Below are 18,410 nucleotides of genomic sequence, written 5' to 3'. Positions count from 1 at the left end.
TCCCCCTTCGTATGACCTCGTCCGCCGGTTGAGGAGCCGACGACGGAGGCGTCTCGGAACCCCGCCCTCAGTCCTTGTTCGTGCGGATGCGCACGCGCCCCCGGCCCGTCTCGTCGAGCTCGACGACGCCGCCGCGCGACTTCAGGAACTCGCTGAACGAGGCGAATCCCAGACGCCGCTCCTGGAACGACGGGTCCATGCGCAGCATCTGGTTCTTCACGGCGCTCGAGGACTGCCACTCCTCGTCGTTCTTCGACCGCAGCAGCTCGATCGCCTTGAGCAGCAGTCGACCGGGGTTGCGCGGGCTGCCGGTCGCCTCGTCGGGAACGTGGTCGGTCGGGGCCACGAACTGGATGACGCGCGCCGACGGCCGCTCGGCGGGCTCCGCCGGCGTCTCGTCCGCCTCGGCCGCGCTCTTCGCGTCCTCCTTCGGCTGGCTCCTCGCCCTCCGGCTGCTGCGGGGGGATGCCTCGGGCGCGGCGTCGGCCGCGGCATCCGGCTGCTTCGTGCTCGCCCTGCGGCGCCGCGGCGCCGCCTCGGGTGCGCGCTCGACGACGTCGGCCTCGTCGTCGACCGCGGCGTCGGTCGAGAGCAGCGCGTCGTAGTCGGCGAACTCGTCGACCGCGGCGGTGAGGGCGCGGCTCGTGCCGCCGGCGACGCCGATGCCGACGACGTATCGGCCGAGCCGCTTCGCCTTCTGCGCGAGCGCGACGTAGTCGGAGTCGCCCGCGACGATCACGATGTGCGTGAGGTCGTCGATGCGGAACATGTCCTCCACCGCGTCGACCGCGAGGCGGATGTCGGCGCCGTTCTTCGTCGCCGAGAGCGGGAAGAGCTGCACGAGGTCGACGGCGCGGTCGATGAGCTGGCCGCGGTAGCTCGCGTTCACGGGGGTCGACCAGTCGGCGTAGGCGCGGGCGATCGCGATCGTGCCGAACGTCGCGGCGAAGTCGAGCACCGCGTCGATGTCGACCGTCGCCTCGCGGAGCTTCTCGGCCGTCTTGGTGCCGGCGGTGGGCGCCTTCGAGCGCGAGGTGTCCTTGCGGTAGGCGAAGTCGCCGTGGAGCTGGTCGTACCGCGAGATGACGATGTTGTCGAAGTCGAAGTAGAGGGCCACGCGGGGTTCTGCCGAAGCGGGCATGTCGACCTTCCGTCGGTTGCGTCACCTTCGAGCCTATGCCCGCCCGCGCCGATCGCACACGCGTCATCGTGCGCAACACGGGGAATACCCGGCCGACGCCGTCGTTGTCCTCCGGTGCCGACGACCGTTCCGACCACGAGGAGCCCCATGACCGACGCCACCGCCACCGCCTTCCGCCGCCCCATCGGCGCGTCCGATCTCGAGGTCGCCCCGCTCGCGCTCGGCACGAACGTCTTCGGCTGGACCGCAGACCGCGACGCCACCTTCGCGGTGCTCGACGCCTTCACCGCCGGCGGCGGGAACTTCCTCGACACCGCCGACGGGTACTCCCACTGGGTGCCCGGCAACACCGGCGGCGACAGCGAGCGGCTCATCGGCGAGTGGCTCGCGTCGCGCGGAGCGCGCGACGACGTCGTCATCGCGACCAAGGTGAGCACGCACCCCGAGTTCACGGGCCTCGCGGCGGCGAACATCCGGGCGGCCGCGGATGCCTCGCTGCAGCGTCTCGGCACCGACGTCATCGACCTCTACTACGCCCACTTCGACGACGCCGCGGTGCCGCTCGAGGAGACGGTCGGCGCGCTCTCCGAGCTCGTCGACGCGGGCAAGGTGCGCGCGATCGGCATCTCGAACTACACGCCCGAGCGCATCGACGAGTGGTTCCGGGTGACCGAGGCGAACGACTTCCATCGCGCCGTCGCCCTGCAGCCGCACTACAACCTCGTCGAGCGCGACTTCGAGGCCAACGGGCTGCGCGAGCGCGCGGAGCGCGAGGGGCTCGCGGTCTTCCCGTACTTCTCGCTCGCGAAGGGCTTCCTCGCCGGCAAGTACCGCACCGAGGCCGATGTCACCGCCGAAGGGGCGAGCGTGCGCGCGGGCGGTGCCGCGCCGTACCTCGGCGAGCGGGGGAGCCGTGTGCTCGCGGTGCTCGACGAGGTCGCGGCCGCGCACGGGGCATCCGTCGCCTCGGTGTCGCTCGCGTGGCTCCGGCAGCAGCCGACCGTCGTCGCGCCCATCGCGAGCGCCCGCAGCGTCGAACAGCTCCGCGAGCTGCTCGACTCGATCCCGCTCGAGCTGACCGCGGCGGAGCTCGCGGGGCTCGCCGACGCGTCGGCCTGATCCGTGCGGCGGCACCGGATCGACCGCTAGGCTGCGCTCGTCGGTCCATGGGGGTCCGGGGCTCGGGGGAGCCCGGTGCGATGGGGGAGGAACGCCATGCGCGTCGTCCGAGGTGCCGCTGTTCCGGCGGTCGTGATCATCGCCGCGGCGCTCGCCGGGTGCACGGCGGCCGAACCGTACGCGCCGAGGATCGAGCTCGGCGACGCGCCGCCGGCCGACGCGGTCGAGCTCGCCGAGGGAGCCCTCGACCCCGCGCTCGAGTCGCTGCCGGGCCTCGTCGAACGCGTGCTCGACGAGACCGGCGTGCCCGGCGCCGCCGTCGCGGTCGTGCACGGTGGCGAGACGGTCTTCGCCGACGGGTTCGGGGTTCGGAAGGTCGGCGAGGACGACCCCGTCGACGCCGAGACGGTCTTCCAGGTGGCGTCGATGTCGAAGCCGATCGGGGCGACCGTCGTCGCGACGCAGGTCACCGACGGCGTCGTCGGCTGGGACACCCCCGTCGCGCCGCTGCTGCCCGGGTTCGCGCTCGCCGACCCGTGGGTGACGGAGCACCTCACCGTCGGCGACCTCTACGCCCACCGCTCGGGTCTGCCGCTCGCCGCGGGCGACGACCTCGAAGACCTCGGATACGACCGCGAATACGTCATCGACCACCTCCGGTACCAGCCGCTGAACCCGTTCCGCATCAGCTACGGCTACGCGAACTTCGGCATGACGGCGGGTGCCGAGGCGGTCGCGAACGCGGCCGGCGTCGACTGGGAGACGCTCTCCGAACGCGAGCTCTACGAGCCGCTCGGCATGACCTCGACGAGCTCCCGGCACGACGACTTCGTCGCCCGCGAAGACCGCGCCGCGCTGCACGCCCTCGTCGACGGCGAGTTCCAGCCCCTGTACGAGCGCGACCCCGACGCGCAGTCGCCCGCGGGCGGCGTGAGCTCGAACGTCGTCGACGTGGCGAAGTGGATGAGCTTCGTGCTCGCCGACGGCGAGACGCTCGTCGACACCGCCGACCTGGCTGCGGCGATGCGCCCGCAGGTCACCTCTGCCCCGTCCGACGTGCCCGGCATGCGGTCGGGCTCGTACGGCTTCGGGTTCAACGTCGGCACCCAGACGAGCGGCCGCGCCACCGCCTCGCACTCCGGCGCATTCGTGCTCGGGGCGGGCACGAACTTCCAACTGGTGCCGTCGCTCGGGCTCGGCGTCGTCGCCCTCACGAACGGGGCGCCGGTCGGTGCCGCCGAGGCGATCGTGAGCGAGTTCCTCGACCTCGTGCAGTACGGCGCGTCGACGCGCGACTGGGTCGGGGCGTACGGGGCGGCCCTCGCGCACTACCGCGAGCCGGCCGGGGACCTCGTCGACCAGTCGCCCCCGGCGTCGCCCGCCGCGCCGTCGGAACCGCTCGAGTCGTACGCGGGCACCTGGTCGAACGAGTACTTCGGCCCGGCCGAGGTCGTGGTCGAGGACGGGTCGCTCGTCGTGCACCTCGGGCCCGACGGCGGCTACGAGGTGCCGCTCGAGCCGTGGGACGGCGACGTCCTCGCCTTCACCCCTGACGGTGAGAACGCGCCCGAGGGCTCGCGCTCCTCGGCGACGTTCGTGCTCGGCGGCGCCGGGTCGTCGACGATGACGCTGCAGTTCTTCGACGGCAACCACCTCGGCACGTGGTCGCGCTGACCGATCGTGCCGCTCGATGCGACGTCAGCTGCGCAGCACCACGTTCTCGGGCGCCTCGCCCCGCAGCATCCGCTCGATCTGGCGGCGCAGGAGCCGCGCCATGCGCGGCATCATCGCGGTCGACGCACCGCCCACGTGCGGCGTGACGAGCACGTTCGGCAGGGCGAAGAGCGGGTGGCCGTGGGGGAGCGGCTCGGGGTCGGTGACGTCGAGCGCGAACCGCAGCCGGCCGGTGCGGGCCTCGGCGAGGATCGCCTCGGTGTCGGCCACGCGGCCGCGGGCGACGTTCACGACGAGCGCGCCGTCGGGCAGCGCGGCGAGGAAGCCGGCGTCGACGAGCCCGGTCGTCGCGTCGCTGAGCGGCACGCCCACGACGACGACCTCGGCCTCGGGCAGCAGCGCCGGCAGCTCGTCGACCCCGTGGATGCGGCCGCGCTCGTCGTCGCGCGCGTGCCCGGCCACCCGGGTGATCTCGACCTCGAAGGGCTCGAGGCGGGCCTCGATCGCGCGGCCGACGCCGCCGTAGCCGACGATGAGCACGCGCCGGTCGGCGAGGCTCTCGTGCCGGGCGGGCGCCCAACGGCCGTCGGCCGCGGCACGCACGAAATCGGGGATGCCGCGCTGGCACGCCAGCACCATGCCGACCGCGAGCTCGGCGGTCGAGGGCTCGTGCACGCTCGCCGCGTTCGCGAACACGTGCCCGGGCGGCAGGGCGTCGGCGATGTCGTCGTAGCCGATCGACTGCGACTGCACGAGGCGCGTCGTCACCCCGGCGAGGGCTCCGAGCCGGTCGGAGGTGCCCATGTACGGCGGCACCACGATGTCGAGGTGCGCCGCGGGCGGCGGCGATTCGAGGTCCCACACGACGACCTCGACGCCGTCGGGCGGGGCGCCGAGCGCGTCGCGCAGGGTGGTGCCGGGCACTGAGACGGTGAGCGTGGCAGCCATGCTCCGATCCTCGCAGACCGCGCCGGGGCCGGGTGCTACCGTTCTGCGCATGGAGCAGGGTCACGGTGAGGACCGTCCAGAGGACGAGCGGGGCGAGGCGCTGAAGGAGCGCGTCTACGCGACGTTCACGGGGCTCGCGATCGTGCTCGTGCAGCTCGGCAACGTCGAGCACGTCGACGCGACGCGTGCGGTCGTGACCCTCTTCGTCGGCATCGTCGCGATCACCGCCGCGGGCTTCGTCGCCGGGGTGATCGCGCACCTCGCCGTGCACAGCGCGTTCCCCGGCCGCGCCGAGGTCGGCGGCATGCTCCGCGTCGCCGGGTCGGCCATCGCGTCGGCGGGCGTGCCGCTGGTGCTGCTCGCCCTCGCGGCGCTCGGGCTGCTCGACCTCGAGTTCGCGCTGCGCGCCGCGTCGATCGTGTACGTCGCGACGCTCGGCCTGATCGGGTACATCGCGGTGCGCCGCACCCGCGTCGCGTGGTGGAAGCAGCTCGTCGCACTCGGTGCGCTCATCGCCCTCGGCCTCGCCGTGGTCGGCCTGCAGCAGCTCGCGCACGGCCACTGACCCGCGGCCGCGTCACACTCGGCCGGGGCATCCGCGCCCGTGGGTATGGTGGAGAGCGCCGCGCGCGAGAGCACCACGTGGCCATCCGTTCGAACCTGAAGGAGCGCGCGTGACCGAGCCTCGCACCGCCATCGACGACGTCTACAGCCAGATCCTCGCCCGCAACCCGGGCGAGTTCGAGTTCCACCAGGCCGTGCGCGAGGTGTTCGGCTCGCTCGACCGCGTGCTCGAGCGCAACCCGCACTACGTGCAGGCGTCGATCCTCGAGCGCATCTGCGAGCCGGAGCGGCAGATCATCTTCCGGGTGCCGTGGGTCGACGACGCCGGGCGCGTGCAGATCAACCGCGGCTTCCGCGTGCAGTTCAACTCGGCGCTCGGGCCGTACAAGGGCGGCCTGCGGTTCCACCCGACCGTCGGCCTGGGCACGGTGAAGTTCCTCGGCTTCGAGCAGATCTTCAAGAACTCGCTCACCGGCATGCCGATCGGCGGCGGCAAGGGCGGCAGCGACTTCGACCCCAAGGGTCGCAGCGACGCCGAGATCATGCGGTTCTGCCAGTCGTTCATGACCGAGCTCTCGCGGCACGTCGGCGAGTACCGCGACGTGCCCGCCGGCGACATCGGCGTCGGCGGTCGCGAGATCGGCTACCTCTTCGGCCAGTACAAGCGCATGACGAACCAGTACGAGTCGGGCGTGCTGACCGGCAAGGGGCTCACCTGGGGCGGCTCGCTCGTGCGCACCGAGGCGACCGGCTACGGCGCCGTCTTCTTCACCCAGCACATGCTCGAGACCCGCGGCCGTTCGTTCGACGGCGCCCGCGTGCTGGTCTCGGGCTCGGGCAACGTGGCCGTCCACGCGATCGAGAAGGTGCACGAGCTCGGCGGGCTCGTCGTCGGCGCCTCCGACTCGTCGGGCGCCGTGCACGACCCCGACGGCATCGACGTCGCCGTCCTCCGCGAGGTGAAGGAGGTGCGCCGCGAGCGCATCGAACGGTACGTCGCCGAGCGCGGCGGGCGCGCCGAGTTCGTCGCGGGCGCCACCGCGTGGGACCTCGCCGATCGCGGCCCGGTCCACGTCGCGCTGCCGTGCGCGACGCAGAACGAACTCGGCGAGGCGCACGCACGGGCGCTCGTCGCCGCGGGCGTCGTCGCCGTCGCCGAGGGCGCGAACATGCCGACGACGCCCGAGGCGATCGCGGTGCTGCGCGAGGCGGGCGTGCTGTTCGGGCCGGGCAAGGCGGCGAACGCGGGCGGCGTCGCGACGAGCGCGCTCGAGATGCAGCAGAACGCGTCGCGCGACTCGTGGAGCTTCGAGCACACCGAGGAGCGCCTCGCCGCGATCATGGCCGCGATCCACGAGCGCTGCGCGACGACCGCCGACGAGTACGGCGCGCCCGGCGACTACGTCGTCGGCGCGAACATCGCCGGCTTCATCCGCGTCGCCGACGCGATGCTCGCGCTCGGCGTGATCTGACGGTCAGGGACGGGGCGCCTCGCGGCGCCGCCCCTCCGGATCACAACGTTGTACAGTGACTCCATCCGGTTCGGCGAGGGAGGGCGCAATGGCGGTCACGCTGCACGACGTGGCCCGGCTCGCCGGGGTGTCGATCAAGACGGTCTCGAACGTCATCAACGACTACCCGCACATCCGCCCGGCGACGCGCGAGAAGGTCGAGCAGGCGATCGCCGAGCTCGGCTACACCCCGAACCTGACGGCGCGCAGCCTGCGGTCGGGTCGCACGGGCGCGATCGCCCTCGCCGTGCCCGATCTCGCGCTCGCCTACTTCGCCGAGCTCGCCGCGTCGGTGATCGCGGCGGCCGAGGCATCCGGCCTCGTCGTGCTCGTGGAGCAGACCGGCGGCGACCGCGACCGCGAGCTCGAGCTGCTGCGGAGCCCCCGGTTCAAGATGACCGACGGGCTGCTCTTCAGCGCGCTCGGCCTCGGACAGGACGATGCGGAGGTGCTCGACGTGCCGTACCCGCTCGTGCTGCTCGGCGAGCGGATCTTCGACGGCCCGACCGACCACGTGACGATGCAGAACGTCGCGGCGGCGCGCGCGGCCACCGAGCACCTCATCGCCGCCGGTCGCCGGCGCATCGCGGTGGTCGGCGTGCACGAGGGCGAGGTGATCGGCTCGGCCGGGCTGCGCCTGCGGGGCTATCGCGAGGCGCTCGAGGCGCACGGCATCGCGTTCGACGAGGCGCTCGTGGGGCCGTCGATGGCCTGGCATCGCGAGAGCGGTGCGCGGGCGATGCGCGAGATCCTCGCGCGCGGGGTGCCGTTCGACGCGGTCTTCGCGATGAACGACACGCTCGCGCTCGGCGCGATGCGTGCGCTGCTCGAGGCTGGAAGGCGGGTGCCCGACGACGTGGCGGTGATCGGGTTCGACAACATCGACGAGGCCCAGTACACGGTGCCGTCGCTGTCGACGATCGACCCGGGGCGCGAGTGGATCGCCAACACCGCGGTGGGCACGCTGCTCGAACGCATCGAGCGCGGCGACGCGGCCGGCGGGCCGCGCACCCTGCTCGCCGACTTCGCCGTCGTCGCGCGCGAGTCGGCGCCCGCGGTCGACCCTGTGCCGGCGGCGATCGCCGCAGTCGTCGGCTGAACACCGCACGCCGTACGTCCGTGCGAGGTTGACACGTCGCGACGGGCGCGGCATCATGTCCGTTACAACGTTTACGTACAACGTTGTAAAACAAGCGGATCCCCCCGACCGCGCCGACGTGGGCGCGGCGGCACCCAGAGACACCGGTGTCCCCACCGCGAGAGGAAGCACAGCACAATGAAGTCGAAGTTCCTGGCAGCGGGCGGCGTCGTCGCCGTCGCCGCAGCCGCGCTCACCGGCTGCTCGGCCGGCGGCGCCGAAGAGGCCTCCTGCACCAACAAGATCGTCAACGCCGACGCCACGCAGGTCAGCGTCTGGGCCTGGTACCCCGCGTTCGAAGACGTCGTCGACCTCTTCAACGAGAGCCACGACGACGTCCAGATCTGCTGGACGAACGCCGGGCAGGGCAACGACGAGTACACGAAGTTCTCGACCGCCATCGAGGCCGGCTCGGGCGCCCCCGACGTCATCATGCTCGAGAGCGAGGTGCTCTCGAGCTTCTCGATCCGCGACGCGCTCGTCGACCTCACCGAGTACGGCGCAGGCGACGTGCAGGCGGACTACACCGACGGCGCCTGGAAGGACGTCTCGAGCGGCGACGCGGTGTACGCCATCCCCGTCGACGGCGGCCCCATGGGCATGCTCTACCGCAAGGACATCCTCGACCAGTACGGCATCGCCGCCCCCACCACGTGGGACGAGTTCAAGGCCGCCGCGCAGGCCCTGAAGGATGCGGGCGCCCCCGGCGTGCTCGCCGACTTCCCGACCAACGGCCGCGCCTACAACCAGGCGCTCTTCGCCCAGGCCGGCTCGGTGCCGTTCGCCTACGACAACGCGAACCCGACCGAGATCGGCATCGACGTGAACGACGACGGCTCGAAGCAGGTGCTCGCCTACTGGGACGGGCTCGTGAAGGACGGCCTCGTCGCCACCGACGACGCGTTCACCGCCGACTACAACACCAAGCTCGTCGACGGCTCGTACGCGATCTACGTCGCCGCCGCATGGGGCCCCGGCTACCTGCAAGGCCTGTCCGACGCCGACAGCGACGCCGAGTGGCGCGCCGCACCGGTTCCGCAGTGGGACCCGGCGAACCCCGTGCAGATCAACTGGGGCGGCTCGACCTTCGCCGTGACGAGCCAGGCGAAGGACAAGGAGGCCGCAGCGACGGTCGCCAAGGAGATCTTCGGCACCGAGGAGGCGTGGAAGATCGGCATCGAGCAGGCCGCCCTCTTCCCGCTGTGGAAGCCGATCCTCGAGTCCGACTACTTCCGCGACCTCGAGTACCCGTTCTTCGGTGGGCAGCAGATCAACAAGGACGTCTTCCTCGAGGCCGCCGCCGGCTACCAGGGCTTCACGTTCAGCCCCTTCCAGAACTACGCCTACGACCAGCTGACCGAGGAGCAGTTCGCGATGGTGCAGGGCGAGAAGACCTCCGACCAGGCGCTCGACGACCTGCAGGCCTCGCTCGAGCAGTACGCGACCGAGCAGGGCTTCACGCTCGAGTGATCGGCGGGCGGATGCCTCGCGCCCATGCCGAGGCATCCGCCCGTGCCCCGCGCAACCGACCACGGACCCCGGCTTCCGACCGTCTCGACGAGGAGAACGAGCCATGACCACCCAGACCAGCGTCGCCGCCCCCGCGGTGCCGCGACGCCGCGCCCCGCGCGCCGGCGGATCCACCCTCCTGCGCCGACGGCAGCGCTGGGGCTGGCTCTTCGTCTCGCCGTTCCTCGCCGTCTTCGCGCTGCTGCTCGTGTTCCCCCTCGCCTACGCGTTCGGCATGAGCCTGTTCACGTCGACGCTCGCGACCGGCACCGAGTTCACCGGGCTCGGCAACTACGCGAAGGCGTTCACCGACCCGCTCTTCCTCGAGGGCATGCTGCGGGTGCTCGCGTTCGCCGTCGTGATGATCCCCGCGCAGCTCATCGTCGCGATCGCCGCGGCGCTCGTGCTCGACACCCTCGCGACGAAGCTCTCGAAGCTCTCGCGGCTGCTGATCTTCGCGCCGTACGCCATCCCCGGCGTCATCGGCGCACTCATGTGGAGCTTCCTGTACAGCCCCCGGTTCGGCCCGGGCGGCACGCTCTTCAACCTCGTCGGCATGCCGACCCCCGACTTCCTCGCCCCGGGCACGATCTTCGGCAGCCTCGTGAACATCGTCACGTGGCAGTGGGCGGGCTACTACATGGTCGTGATCTACGCGGCCCTGCGCGCGATCGACCCGTCGATCTACGAGGCGGCCCGCATCGACGGCGCGAACGGCTGGCAGACGGCGCTGCGCATCAAGGTGCCGATGATCGGTTCGTCGATGGTCATGATCGTCATGTTCGCCCTCATCGGCACGCTGCAGTTCTTCACCGAGCCGGTCGTGCTGCGCAACGTCGCCCAGGGCGCGATCGACGCGGCGTACACGCCCAACATGTACGCGTACTCGCTCGCCTTCTCGTACAGCCAGTTCAACTACGCGTCGGCGATCGCGTTCTCGCTCGGTGCCCTCGTCTTCGCCGGCTCGTTCGTCTTCCTGTTCCTCACCCGCAAGCAGAGCGGACTGAAGTGATGTCGATCTTCACCCAGCGCCCGATCGAGGCGGCCGAGCCGCTCACCACCGCGACCGGGGTGCCCTCGCACGTCGACCGAAGCGCCAAGGGCCGCCGCCGCGCCGGCGGGCGGCGCATCGGCTCGCACGTCTTCCTCGTGATCCTCGCGATCTACTTCGTCGTGCCGATCTGGTGGCTCGTCGTCGCCTCGACGAAGGACACGGCAGGGCTGTTCTCGAGCCCGGCGTTCTGGTTCTCCGGCGACTTCTCGCTGTTCTCGAACATCGCCGAGCTGTTCACCCACCAGGGCGGCATCTACTGGCGCTGGCTCGGCAACTCGTTCCTGTACGCCTTCGCGGGCGGCATCGGCGCGACGATCCTCGCGATCCTCGCGGGGTACGGCTTCGCGAAGTACGACTTCCGGGGTCGCGGGGCGGTGTTCACGGTCGTGCTCGGCTCGGTCATGGTGCCGCTCACGGCCCTCGTCATCCCGACGTTCATGCTGCTCAGCCAGTACGGCATCATCAACACCCCGTGGGCCGTCATCCTGCCGAGCCTGCTCAGCCCGTTCGGCGTCTACCTGATGCGGGTCTACACGCAGGACGCGGTGCCCGACGAGATGCTCGAGGCGGCCCGCATCGACGGCGCCGGCGAGCTGCGCACCTTCTTCCAGGTCGCGCTGCCGCTGCTGCGCCCCGCGATCGTGACGGTGCTGCTGCTCTCGATCGTCGGCACGTGGAACAACTTCTTCCTGCCGCTCGCCGTGCTGACCGACCCGCAGCTGCTGCCCGTCACCGTCGGGCTCAACCGGTGGACGGCGCTCTCGAACGCGGGCGCCGGCGGCGAGCAGGTGTGGAACCTCATCACCTCGGGCGCCTTCATCTCGGTGCTGCCGCTCATCCTCTCCTTCCTCTTCCTGCAGCGCTACTGGCAGGGCGGCCTCTCGGTCGGCTCGATCAAGTAGCACTCGACGAACGGGCGGTGCCGAGGCGACCGCCCCCTTGAACCGAACACGAAACAGAAAGCACCCGCATGCCCAGCGCACACCTCACCATCGACCCGCACTTCGAGGTCGGCCGCATCGACCGCCGCGTCTTCGGCGGCTTCGTGGAGCACCTCGGCCGCCACGTGTACGACGGCATCTACGAGCCCGGTCACCCCGCAGCCGACGCGGAGGGCTTCCGCACCGACGTCGTCGAACTCGTCAGGGAGCTCGGCGTCTCGACCATCCGGTACCCCGGCGGCAACTTCGTGTCGGGCTTCCGCTGGGAGGACTCGGTCGGACCGCGCGAGGAGCGTCCGCGCCGGCTCGACCTCGCGTGGCACTCGACCGAGACCAACGAGGTCGGGCTGCACGAGTTCTCGTCGTGGCTCGACAAGGTCGGCTCGGAGCTCATGCTCGCCGTCAACCTCGGCACCCGTGGCACCCTCGAGGCGCTCGACCTGCTCGAGTACGCGAACCTCGCGGGCGGCACCGCCCTGTCGCAGCGCCGCATCGACAACGGCCGTACCGACGCGTTCGGCGTGAGGATGTGGTGCCTCGGCAACGAGATGGACGGCCCGTGGCAGCTCGGCCACCGCAGCGCCGACGACTACGGCAAGATCGCGTCGCGGACCGCGAAGGCGATGCGCCAGCTCGACCCGTCGATCGAGCTCGTCGTCTGCGGGTCGTCGAGTGCGCACATGCCGACCTTCGGCGAGTGGGAGCGGGTCGTGCTGACGCACGCCTACGACGACGTCGACTACATCTCGTGCCACGCCTACTACGAGGAGAAGGACGGCGACCTCGGCTCCTTCCTCGCGTCGGCCGTCGACATGGACGGCTTCATCGAGACCGTCGTCGCGACCGCCGACCACGTGAAGGCCGTGCGCGGCAGCGACAAGACCGTGAACATCTCGTTCGACGAGTGGAACGTCTGGTACCTCTCGCGGTTCCAGAACGTCGACAAGATCGAGGGCCTCGACAACTGGCCGGTCGCGCCGCGCCTGCTCGAGGACGTGTACTCGGTCGCCGACGCGGTCGTGTTCGGAAACCTCATGATCTCGCTGCTGAAGCACGCCGACCGGGTCACCTCGGCGAGTCTCGCCCAGCTCGTCAACGTCATCGCGCCGATCATGACCGAGCCCGGCGGACCTGCCTGGCGCCAGACCACGTTCTTCCCCTTCTCGATCACCTCGCGCCTCGCGCAGGGCGCGGCGCTCGAGCTGAAGCTCGACGCGCCGACGTACGAGACGAAGGAGTACGGCGTCGTGCCGCTCGTCGACGCGGTCGCGACGCACGACGCGTCGACGGGGCGTTCGGCGGTCTTCCTCGTGAACCGCTCGACGACCGAGGCGCTCGACGTGACCGTCGACGTCGCCTCGCTCGGCGACGTCTCGGTCCTCGAGTCGCACACGCTCGCCGACGAGGACGCGTACGCGAAGAACACCCTCGCCGAGCCCGAGCGGGTCGCGCCGCACGAGAACGACTCGGTGCGCATCGAGGGCGGCGCCCTCACCGTGACGCTGCCGCCGGTGTCGTGGACGGCGCTGTCGCTCGGGTGAACCGTGCGCAGCGGCGGGCGCGCCGACCCGTACGGTGGTGACCATGCGCACCAGTGAGGGCCGGCGGAACTGGGCCGGCAACCTCGGACATCGAGCGAGCCGGGTCGTGCGACCGCGCTCGGTCGCCGAGCTCCAGAATCTCCTCGCCGACCCGGGCTGGGTGGGCGGCGACCGGTTCCGCGCGCTCGGCTCGCGGCACAGCTTCAACGACCTCGCCGACACGGCCGGCACCCACATCGAGACCGACGGGCTGCCGGTCGAGGTCGATGCCGGCAGCGCGCCCGGGGCGGTGCGCATCTCGGGCGGACTGCGCTACGGCGCACTCGCCGAGGCGCTGCACGCGCGCGGGCTCGCCCTCGCGAACCTCGCCTCGCTGCCGCACATCTCGGTCGCGGGTGCGATCGCGACCGGCACCCACGGCTCGGGCGACCGGCTCGGTTCCCTCGCGAGCGCCGTGCGCGCGATCGCGATCGTCGGCGGCGACGGCGAGGTCCGGAGCCTTCGGCGCGGCGACGCCGACTTCGAGGGCGTGGTCGTGAACCTCGGCGCCCTCGGCGTGGTCGTCGCCCTCGAACTCGACGTCGAGCCGGCGTACGCGGTCGCGCAGCACGTCTTCGACGGGCCGCGGTGGGACGCCGTGCTCGACGGGTTCGACCGGGTCACCTCGCTCGCGACGAGCGTCAGCGTCTTCACGACATGGCAGCGCACCGACCGGGCCGACCTGCTCTGGCTCAAGCAGCGAGCGGATGCCTCGGGGCCGGGTGCCGACGGCGAGGCATCCGCGTTCATCGCCGGCACGCTCGGGGCGACGGCCGCCGCAGCGCCACGCCATCCCGTGCCGGGCGGTGACGCGCGAGCGACGACCGAGCAGCTCGGGGCGCCCGGCCCGTGGCACGAGCGGCTGCCGCACTTCCGGCTCGCATTCACGCCCTCCGCGGGAGAGGAGCTGCAGTCGGAGTACCTCGTGCCGCGCCGTGACGCGGTCGCCGCGATCGAGGCCGTGCGCTCGCTCGCCGACCGCGTCGCGCCGCTCCTCCACGTGTGCGAGATCCGCACCGTCGCGGCCGACCGCCTGTGGCTGAGCTCGTCGTACGGGGTCGACGCCGTCGGCATCCACTTCACGTGGCGGCGCGAGCAGGCGGCCGTCGAGGCGCTGCTGCCGCGGATCGAGGCGGCCCTGCCGGCGACCGCGCGTCCCCACTGGGGCAAGCTCTTCGCGCTGCCCGGCGAGGAGGTGGCCAGCCGGTACCCGCGCTGGCGCGACTTCGCGGTACTGCGGGAGCGCTTCGATCCCGAGCGCCGCTTCGTGAACTCCTACCTGGAGCGGCTCGGGCTCTGAACCGCCCTGCCGAGTCCTGCGACACCTCCGGCAACCGTCCATCCCGCACGGTGTGCGGGATGGACGGAGCGAATAGTCTGGTCCCGTCGGCTCGCGGATGCGCGGCCGAGGTCCGGCGCATCTGCGCTCCCGAGGCAGGAGATCGGTGGTGAGCGGCATCGAGGTAGGTGAGCGCCCCGAGAAGCTCGGCATCCGCGAGGTCGCCGCGCTCGCCGGGGTATCGCACATGACGGTCTCGCGAGTGCTCAACGGGCATCCCGGGATTCGGCCGTCGACCCGCCAGCGCGTGCTCGATGTCGTGCGCGAGCTCGATTTCAAGCCGAACAGCGCAGCCCGGGCCCTCGCGACCCAGCGCACCCAGCGCATCGGCGTCATCGTCGACAGCGCGGTCGAGTTCGGGCCGACGAGCACGTTGCGCGGACTCGAGCTCGCGGCCCGGTCGAGCGGCTACTCCGTGACCTCCGTCGCGATGCAGGACGATGCGAACCTCACCCCCGAGGCGGCCGTCGGCCACCTCATCGCGGAGGGCGTCGACGCGCTGTGCGTCGTGGCCCCGCGCTCCTCGTCGGTGACGGCGCTGCGCAGCATCTCGATCGACGTGCCGGTGCTCGTCGTCAAGGCCGCGAAGGATCCGACCTTCCTCACGGTCAGCGTCGACCAGCAGCTTGGAACGATGCTCGCCGTCGATCACCTCGTGTCGCTCGGCCACCGCGACATCCTGCATCTCGCCGGCCCGCTCGACTGGCTCGACGCCCGTGGCCGCGAGCGTGCGTTCCACACCCGCATCGAGGAATGGGGACTCAAGGCGCGCCCGATCGTCGTCGGCGACTGGACGGCCGACTTCGGCTACGAGTACGCGGCCGGGCTGAAGGGGGTGCCCGACTACACCGCGATGTTCGTCGCGAACGACGAGATGGCGCTCGGGGTCGTGCACGGCTTCCACGACCGCGGCATCCGCGTGCCCGACGACGTCAGCGTCGTCGGCTTCGACGACCTGCCGTTCTCCCGCCACTTCATCCCACCGCTGACGACCGTCAGGCAGGACTTCCACGCACTCGGCACCAAGGCGATGGAGGTGCTCCGGGCTGCGCTCGAGGGGCGAGAGATACCGCAGCGCTCGAAGATCGCGAGCGAACTGGTCGTTCGGTCGTCGACCGCGCCGCCGAGGTCGACATGACCGCGACGGATGCCTCGCCGTCGCGGGTCGCCGACGAGCGGCCCGTCGTCGAGATGATCGGCGTCACGGTAGAGATCGAGGGGAGGCCGGTGCTGCATGAGGTCGATCTGCGGCTCTACCCGGGCGAGGTGCATGCGCTCATGGGCGGCAACGGCGCCGGTAAGTCGTCGCTCGTCAAGGCGCTGACCGGCGCGTACCGCATCGGCGCCGGTGAAGTGAGGATCGCGGGGGAGAGCGTTTCGCTCGCCGGACCCGGTGCGGCGGAATCCGCCGGGATCGCCGCGGCGTTCCAGGACGTCGACCTCTGCGTCAACCTCTCCGTCGCCGAGAACGTCATGATCGGGCACGAGGAGCGCCGCTGGTACGGCATCGCCTGGGGCGCGACCCGGCGGCGTGCCGTGTCGGTGCTCGAAGAACTCGGCTTGGGGGGCCTCGACCCGCGCAGCGCCGTCGCGACGCTCGCGCCGGCGATGCAGCAGCTCGTCGCCATCGCGCGAGCGATGGTGACCCACCCCAAGGTGCTCGTGCTCGACGAACCCACGTCGAGCCTCGACGCCGACGAGGTCGCGACGCTCTTCCGCGCGCTGCGCAGGCTGCGCGACCAGGGCGTGGCCATCCTGTTCGTCTCGCACTTCCTCGAACAGGTCTATGCGATCAGCGATCGCATCACCGTGCTGCGCGACGGGCGCGGTCAGGGCGAGTACCCGACACGCGAGCTCGATCGCGCCGTGCTGATCTCGAAGATGATCGGCAAGGACCTCACGGAGTTGCGGCGCATCGGATCGGAGCGGCGCGCGCACCGCGCCGACCCGACCGGGGAGCCCCTCTACCAGGCAGCCGGCGTCGGGCGGCGCGGCGAGTTCGCGCCGACCGACCTCGAGCTGCACCGGGGTGAGATCGTCGGACTGGGCGGCCTGCGCGGCTCCGGTCGCAGCGAGCTCGGGCAGCTGCTCGCGGGGGTCGTCCGGCGGGACTCGGGCACGATCCGCGTGGACGGGCGGGAGGCCGCCCTGCCGAACCCGGCAGCGGCCCTTCGCCGCCGTGTCGCGTTCGCGAGCGAGGACCGCCGGGACGGCGGCATCATCGAAGAGCTCAGCGTGCGCGAGAACATCATCCTCGCGCTGCAGGGCATCCGCGGCTGGGCGAGGCCGATCTCGCGCGCGGAGCGGGATGCGCTCGTCGATCGGTTCATGGAGTCGCTCGCCATCGTCGCCCCGGGGCCGGATGCGCCCGCGCGGCAGCTCTCGGGCGGCAACCAGCAGAAGGTGCTGCTCGCGAGATGGCTCGCCACGCGGCCGCACGTGCTCGTGCTCGACGAACCGACCCGCGGTGTCGACATCGCGGCCAAGGTCGAGCTCCAGGCCGTCGTCGCCGAGCTGGCGCGCGAGGGGGTCGCCGTCGTCTTCATCTCGTCCGAGCTCGACGAGGTGGTGCGGTTGAGCGATCGCATCGTGATCCTCAAGGACCGCCGCAAGATCGGCGAGGTGAGCAACGGCCCGGGGCTCAGCGTCGACACGATCATCGAGATGATCGCGGCCGACACCGACGACGACGCGTAACCCCAGCCTGCCGCTCGATTTCCGACGTGTGTCCAGAACGTTGTGTTCCCGGGAACATTTTGTATTGCGCGGACGTTTCTGTTCCCGGTAACATCGCCGCGTGGCCACGCATCGAGCGTCGCTGCAATCACTCGAAATCCCGCGCGAGCGGGGAGCTAGCCGGCGCATCGGTGCCGGGTCTCAAGGAGGAGATCTCATGTCAGTTCAGAGGCGATTCACGAAGTTCCTCGGCCTGGCGGCCGTCGGCGCGATCAGCATCGGCCTCGCGGCCTGCTCGAGCGGCGGCGGCAGCGCGGAGGCCGGCGACGACGACCTCACCACCGTCGGCTTCGTCGCCGTCGGCCCCGAAGGGGCGTGGCGCGAAGCCAACGAGAAGAACATCCAGGAGACGTTCACGAAGGACGCCGGCTTCGACCTGAAGTACGCTCCGGCCACCAACCTCGACCAGAAGTCGCAGATCGACGCGTTCACGTCGTTCGTCGACGAGGGCGTCGACGTCATCCTGCTCTCGGCCACCGAGGCGTCCGGCTGGGAGGACTCGCTCTCCCGCGCACAGGAAGCCGAGATCCCCGTGATCCTGCTCGACCGCGGCATCGAGCCCGACGACACGAGCCTGTACGTGACCCGCATCGCACCGGACAACGTCGAGGTCGCGAAGGAGGTCGGCGCCTGGGCGGTCGAGACGTTCCCGGACGGCGGCAACTACATCACGCTCGAGGGCCCGGCCGGCGTCGGCGTCGTGAACGAGCGCAACGAGGGCTGGGACGCCTCGGTCGACGGCTCGAAGCTCGTCGAGGTCGCCGCGCAGACCGCCAACTGGTCGGCCGAGGAGGGCAAGAGCGTCACCGAGACGCTGCTCAAGGCGAACGGCAACGACATCCAGCTGATCTTCGCGCAGAACGACGAGATGGGCCTCGGCGCTGCGCAGGCCGTCGAAGAGGCCGGCCTGAAGCCCGGCGTCGACGTCAAGATCGCCACGATCGACGGCACCGCCGCGGCCATGGAAGCGCTCGCGAACGGCCAGCTGAGCTACGTGCACGAGTACAACCCGCTGTTCGGCGAGACCGCGCTCGACGTCGTGGAGAAGACCCTCGCCGGCGACTCGGTCGAGTCGTACATCATCGTGCCGAGCGAGGCGTTCGACTCGCCCGAGGCGGCCCAGGCCGTGCTCGCCGACCGCAAGTACTGACCAGCC

The 18,410-nt window shown here is 71.3% G+C and carries 15 protein-coding genes; 13 read left to right on the top strand and 2 right to left on the bottom strand.

Features of this window, described 5'->3' with window-relative positions:
- Positions 1 to 67: 67 nt before the first annotated feature.
- Positions 68 to 1,141, bottom strand: a complete 1,074-nt coding sequence (locus tag LR269_RS01860) for an NYN domain-containing protein (RefSeq protein WP_231429010.1) — start codon at positions 1,139 to 1,141, stop codon at positions 68 to 70.
- A 147-nt stretch (positions 1,142 to 1,288) separates the two neighbouring features.
- Between LR269_RS01860 and LR269_RS01855 the strand changes: the two genes are divergently transcribed.
- Both LR269_RS01855 and LR269_RS01850 read left to right on the top strand, forming a co-directional pair.
- A complete protein-coding gene (locus tag LR269_RS01855) occupies positions 1,289 to 2,260 on the top strand; it encodes an aldo/keto reductase (protein WP_231429009.1) in 972 nt (323 codons plus the stop codon).
- A 96-nt stretch (positions 2,261 to 2,356) separates the two neighbouring features.
- Positions 2,357 to 3,934, top strand: a complete 1,578-nt coding sequence (locus LR269_RS01850; RefSeq protein ID WP_231429008.1) for a serine hydrolase — start codon at positions 2,357 to 2,359, stop codon at positions 3,932 to 3,934.
- A 24-nt stretch (positions 3,935 to 3,958) separates the two neighbouring features.
- On the opposite strand, the gene LR269_RS01845 is transcribed toward LR269_RS01850, so the two are convergent.
- Positions 3,959 to 4,882: a 2-hydroxyacid dehydrogenase gene (locus tag LR269_RS01845; RefSeq protein WP_231429007.1), complete on the bottom strand. Its 924-nt coding sequence runs from the start codon at positions 4,880 to 4,882 to the stop codon at positions 3,959 to 3,961.
- A 49-nt stretch (positions 4,883 to 4,931) separates the two neighbouring features.
- Between LR269_RS01845 and LR269_RS01840 the strand changes: the two genes are divergently transcribed.
- From LR269_RS01840 to LR269_RS01790, 11 genes are all read left to right on the top strand, one after another.
- Positions 4,932 to 5,447: a hypothetical protein gene (locus LR269_RS01840; protein ID WP_231429006.1), complete on the top strand. Its 516-nt coding sequence runs from the start codon at positions 4,932 to 4,934 to the stop codon at positions 5,445 to 5,447.
- A gap of 109 nt (positions 5,448 to 5,556) precedes the next feature.
- Positions 5,557 to 6,918: an NADP-specific glutamate dehydrogenase gene (gene gdhA, locus LR269_RS01835; protein ID WP_231429005.1), complete on the top strand. Its 1,362-nt coding sequence runs from the start codon at positions 5,557 to 5,559 to the stop codon at positions 6,916 to 6,918.
- An 88-nt stretch (positions 6,919 to 7,006) separates the two neighbouring features.
- Positions 7,007 to 8,056, top strand: coding sequence for a LacI family DNA-binding transcriptional regulator (locus LR269_RS01830; protein ID WP_231429004.1), 1,050 nt, complete (start codon positions 7,007 to 7,009; stop codon positions 8,054 to 8,056).
- 177 nt (positions 8,057 to 8,233) lie between these two features.
- Positions 8,234 to 9,565: an ABC transporter substrate-binding protein gene (locus LR269_RS01825; RefSeq protein ID WP_231429003.1), complete on the top strand. Its 1,332-nt coding sequence runs from the start codon at positions 8,234 to 8,236 to the stop codon at positions 9,563 to 9,565.
- 103 nt (positions 9,566 to 9,668) lie between these two features.
- Positions 9,669 to 10,616, top strand: coding sequence for a carbohydrate ABC transporter permease (locus LR269_RS01820; RefSeq protein WP_231429002.1), 948 nt, complete (start codon positions 9,669 to 9,671; stop codon positions 10,614 to 10,616).
- Entirely contained in the window at positions 10,616 to 11,560 is a 945-nt protein-coding gene (locus tag LR269_RS01815; RefSeq protein ID WP_231429001.1) for a carbohydrate ABC transporter permease, read from the top strand. The genes LR269_RS01820 and LR269_RS01815 overlap by 1 nt, the downstream gene beginning before the upstream one ends.
- 68 nt (positions 11,561 to 11,628) lie before the next feature.
- A complete protein-coding gene (locus LR269_RS01810) occupies positions 11,629 to 13,140 on the top strand; it encodes an alpha-N-arabinofuranosidase (protein WP_231429000.1) in 1,512 nt (503 codons plus the stop codon).
- Between the two features lie 43 nt (positions 13,141 to 13,183).
- Positions 13,184 to 14,479, top strand: a complete 1,296-nt coding sequence (locus tag LR269_RS01805) for a D-arabinono-1,4-lactone oxidase (protein ID WP_231428999.1) — start codon at positions 13,184 to 13,186, stop codon at positions 14,477 to 14,479.
- 148 nt (positions 14,480 to 14,627) lie between these two features.
- Positions 14,628 to 15,656: a LacI family DNA-binding transcriptional regulator gene (locus tag LR269_RS01800; protein ID WP_231428998.1), complete on the top strand. Its 1,029-nt coding sequence runs from the start codon at positions 14,628 to 14,630 to the stop codon at positions 15,654 to 15,656.
- On the top strand, positions 15,653 to 17,215 hold the full coding sequence (locus LR269_RS01795) for a sugar ABC transporter ATP-binding protein (protein WP_231428997.1): 1,563 nt from the start codon (positions 15,653 to 15,655) through the stop codon (positions 17,213 to 17,215). Before LR269_RS01800 ends, LR269_RS01795 begins: the two co-directional genes overlap by 4 nt.
- A 196-nt stretch (positions 17,216 to 17,411) precedes the next feature.
- On the top strand, positions 17,412 to 18,404 hold the full coding sequence (locus tag LR269_RS01790) for an ABC transporter substrate-binding protein (RefSeq protein WP_231428996.1): 993 nt from the start codon (positions 17,412 to 17,414) through the stop codon (positions 18,402 to 18,404).
- The last annotated feature ends 6 nt before the right edge of the window (positions 18,405 to 18,410 follow it).

It is taken from the genome of Agromyces sp. S2-1-8, from assembly GCF_021129215.1.
Lineage (GTDB): Bacteria > Actinomycetota > Actinomycetes > Actinomycetales > Microbacteriaceae > Agromyces > Agromyces chromiiresistens.
This window is presented reverse-complemented; position numbering and strand designations above follow the sequence as displayed.